The sequence below is a fragment of the Mycobacterium talmoniae genome, from assembly GCF_001854525.1.
Classification (GTDB): domain Bacteria; phylum Actinomycetota; class Actinomycetes; order Mycobacteriales; family Mycobacteriaceae; genus Mycobacterium; species Mycobacterium talmoniae.
Window position 1 is genome coordinate 1 of the sequence record NZ_MLQM01000286.1, and the last position, 3,407, is coordinate 3,407.

Below are 3,407 nucleotides of genomic sequence, written 5' to 3' on the forward strand. Positions count from 1 at the left end.
CACCCAGCCGCCACCCCCCCCCCCACCCCCCCGCGCGGCCCCCGCCGCGCCCCCGCCCGCCGCATGGGCGCGGGCCGGGCGGGCGCCCGCCTCGTCTCCGGCTGCGCCTGGGTCGACACGTCGCTGCACCGCAGCCCGGTGCTCACCGGCTATCCCGACCGGCCGCCCGCCGGCCGCGGCACCACCTGGCTGCTGGTCGGCTCGGACAGCCGGCAGGGCCTGACCGCCGAGCAGCAGGCCGAGCTGACCACCGGCGGCGACCTGGGCAACGGGCGCACCGACACCATCCTGCTGGTGCACGTGGCCGCCGGGCCGGGCGGCGCCACCACCATGGTGTCGTTGCCCCGCGACTCCTATGTCCCGATCCCCGGCTACGGCCGGGACAAGATCAACGCCGCGTACGCGATGGGCGGGGCGCCGCTGCTGGCCCAGACCGTCGAGCAGGCCACCGGGCTGCGGCTCGATCACTACGCCGAGATCGGCTTCAGCGGGTTCGCCGCGTTGGTCGACGCGCTCGGTGGGGTGACCGTCTGCCCCAGCGAACCGATCACCGACCCGCTGGCCGGGATCGACCTGGCGCCGGGCTGCCAGCGGCTGGACGGCCGCACCGCGCTGGGCTTCGTCCGCACCCGCGCCACCCCGCGCGCCGACCTGGACCGGATGGTGCATCAGCGGCTGTTCATGGCGGCGCTGCTGGGGCGGCTCACCGATCCGACGGTCTGGCTCAACCCGCGGCGCTGGTACACGGTGCCCCGCGCGGGGGTGGCCGCGCTCAGCGTCGATCGCGACGACCACGTGTGGGACCTGGCCCGGCTGGCCTGGGCGCTGCACGGCGCGACCACCACGCTCACCGTGCCGATCGGCGAGTTCACCGACAGCGATGCGGGTGCGGTCGTGGTGTGGAACCACCAGGCCGCCGCGGAGCTGTTCGACGCGCTGGCCGCCGACGCCCCGCTGCCCCCGGACGTATTCGACGGCCAACCGTAGCCAATCTGCGCCGAATGTGTGATTTCATACGCGACACGCCGCGGCCGGCGTATGAAATTGCACACTCGCCGCCAATAAAACCTAGCCTTGCTTAACTTAGGCAACGCTGTCCTGAGTAAGTATTACCTTGGGTGACAACGCATCTGAGCTGGGCGTAACGTGCTCAGCATGAGTGAACGCGATGCCCACAAGACGAAATTTCACGCGCTGCTGCAAGAGCAGATTTACAACGAATTCAGCGCCGCGCAGCAATACATCGCGATTGCGGTTTACTTCGACGGCGGCGATTTGCCGCAATTGGCCAAGCATTTCTATGCCCAAGCCGTCGAGGAGCGCAACCACGCGATGATGATGGTGCAGTACCTGCTGGACCGCGACGTCCACGTCGAGATCCCCGGGGTGGACACGGTGCGCAACCAGTTCGACGCCCCCCGCGACGCGTTGGCGTTGGCGCTGGATCAAGAACGCACGGTCACCGAACAGGTCAGCCGCCTGGTCGGCGTGGCCCGCGACGAGGGGGACTACCTCGGCGAGCAGTTCATGCAGTGGTTCCTGCGCGAGCAGGTCGAGGAGGTGTCGCTGATGACCACGCTGGTGCGGGTCGCCGGGCGCGCCGGGGACAACCTGTTCGACCTGGAGAACTTCCTCGCCCGCGAGGTCGGTGCCGTGTCCGCCGAACCGGGGGCGCCGCGCATCGCCGGCGGCGGCAACTAACCGCCGGCGCCCGGCCCGCCCTGCAGCCAGGCTTTGGTGCGGGCCGGGTAATGGGTGGCCATCCAGGCGACACCCACCTCCCGGCAGAAGTCGACGTCCTCGAACTGGTCGACGGTCCAGCAGTACAGCGCCCGGCCCTTGGCGGCGGCGCGGTCGACCAGTTCGGGATGCTCACGCAGGGTGGCGATCGACGGCCCGACCGCGGTCGCCCCGACGGTGGTGGCGGCGCTGCCGCCCAGGTACCGGGAGGCTTCCCCGAGCAGCACCGTCGGCAGCAGCGGTGCGGCGCGCCGGATGCGCCACACCGCGGCGGCGGAGAACGACATCACCACCGCCCGGGACCGATCCGCGGAGGCCGGCGACGCGATCCCGAAGCGCTGCAGCAGGGCCAGCAGCTTGCTTTCCACCAGCCCGCCGTAGCGGACCGGATGCTTGGTTTCGATGAACAGCTTCACCGGCCGGTTCCAGTCCAACACCAGCGACACCAGCGCATCCAACGTGAGCAGCCCGGTGTCGCCGGGCGGGCCGTCGCGCAACCGGCTGTCGTGCCAGCCGCCGTAATCCAGCTCGCGCAACTGCGCCAGGGTCATCTCGCTGACCAGCCCGGCGCCCGACGAGGTCCGGTCGACCCGCCGGTCGTGCACACAGACCAGGTGGCCGTCGCGAGTCAACCGCACATCGCACTCGACACCGTCGGCGCCCTCCTGCAATGCCAGGTCGTAGGCGGCCAGGGTGTGTTCGGGCCAATCGACCGAGGCGCCGCGGTGCGCGACCACATAGGGGTGCCCGGTGAGGACCCCATCGGTCGACGCCATGGCCCTTATGCTGCCGGTTCCTGCTGCTCGGACTCAAGCGACTCACCCGGAGCGCCTGGTTCCGATATGTCCGGGGCCGGCGCCGCGTCGGCGACCACCACCCAGCGGTGCACGGGCCGCTCGACGGGGCGGCGTTCGAATCCTTCGAAGACCCGCGCGACGGCGACCGTCGCGACCAGGGTCAGCAAATACGCCAGCGTCATCGCCACGGTGTTGTTCGCGATGCCCTGGGCGTCACGAGCAAAGCTGGTCAGGGTGGCGAACGCCGAGGTTGCGGTGCCGAGCAGCGCCGCCAGCCACCATACCCAGATTGGTTGGCGCAGCCGCGCGTAGTGGTCTTCGGTTTTCGCCAGCTCGACGAGATACACCAGGGCCCACACCGTCGCGAGCAGGGGCAGCAAACAGGCCAGCAGCGCCAGGATCAGCAGCCACCGGCTCGGCGGGTCGTCCGGAATGGCGAAGATGATCGCGATGACCCGCGCTGTCACCAGGGCATAGACGGGGGGTGCCAGGCAGCCGAGCCGCACTGCCCAGTTCGCCCGCGGATCGGGATGGCCATGGTGGGCGAAGGCCGCCGCGCGCCGGGCGATCAGCCACCGAGTCAGCACCACGGCGGCGCCAATGGTCAGCAGCGTCGCCGCGACGCTGGCCAGGATCCCCAGCCACAGCCCCGCACCGGCCACCAACGGATGCAGCAAGGTGTTGCGGTTGATGATTAGCAGCACATAACGCACCACGTGCGCCAGCACCGCGAGACCCAACGCCAGGGTGGTCGCCAGCAACGTCGCGCGCACCAGCGCCGCCGACGGACCGCGCCGCGGCGCCGCCTCCTCGGGCGCACCCGCGTCCCTGACCGGGTCCACCAGGCCCCACCGGGGTATCGCGGCGTAG

General features: G+C 70.8%; 4 protein-coding genes. 2 read left to right on the forward strand and 2 right to left on the reverse strand.

What is annotated here, in order from left to right; genetic code table 11:
* Both BKN37_RS26460 and BKN37_RS26465 read left to right on the forward strand, forming a co-directional pair.
* On the forward strand, nt 1-987 hold a 987-nt coding region (locus BKN37_RS26460), incomplete at its 5' end, for an LCP family protein (protein WP_423212845.1).
* A 168-nt stretch (nt 988-1,155) separates the two neighbouring features.
* Nucleotides 1,156-1,701: a ferritin gene (locus tag BKN37_RS26465; RefSeq protein WP_071030203.1), complete on the forward strand. Its 546-nt coding sequence runs from the start codon at nt 1,156-1,158 to the stop codon at nt 1,699-1,701.
* Here BKN37_RS26465 and BKN37_RS26470 read toward each other — a convergent pair.
* Together BKN37_RS26470 and BKN37_RS26475 are read right to left on the reverse strand one after the other, a co-directional pair.
* Complete coding sequence (locus BKN37_RS26470) at nt 1,698-2,516, reverse strand: glycerophosphodiester phosphodiesterase (RefSeq protein ID WP_071030205.1); 819 nt, start codon at nt 2,514-2,516, stop codon at nt 1,698-1,700. The genes BKN37_RS26465 and BKN37_RS26470 overlap by 4 nt on opposite strands.
* Nucleotides 2,517-2,521: 5 nt before the next feature.
* On the reverse strand, nt 2,522-3,407 hold an 886-nt coding region (locus BKN37_RS26475; RefSeq protein WP_131823713.1), incomplete at its 5' end, for a DUF4328 domain-containing protein.

Bases quoted from the DNA above. Each gene is read 5' to 3' on its own strand.
- BKN37_RS26465 (WP_071030203.1), top strand. From the start codon at position 1,156: ATGAGTGAACGCGATGCCCACAAGACGAAATTTCACGCGCTGCTGCAA.
- BKN37_RS26470 (WP_071030205.1), bottom strand. From the start codon at position 2,516: ATGGCGTCGACCGATGGGGTCCTCACCGGGCACCCCTATGTGGTCGCG.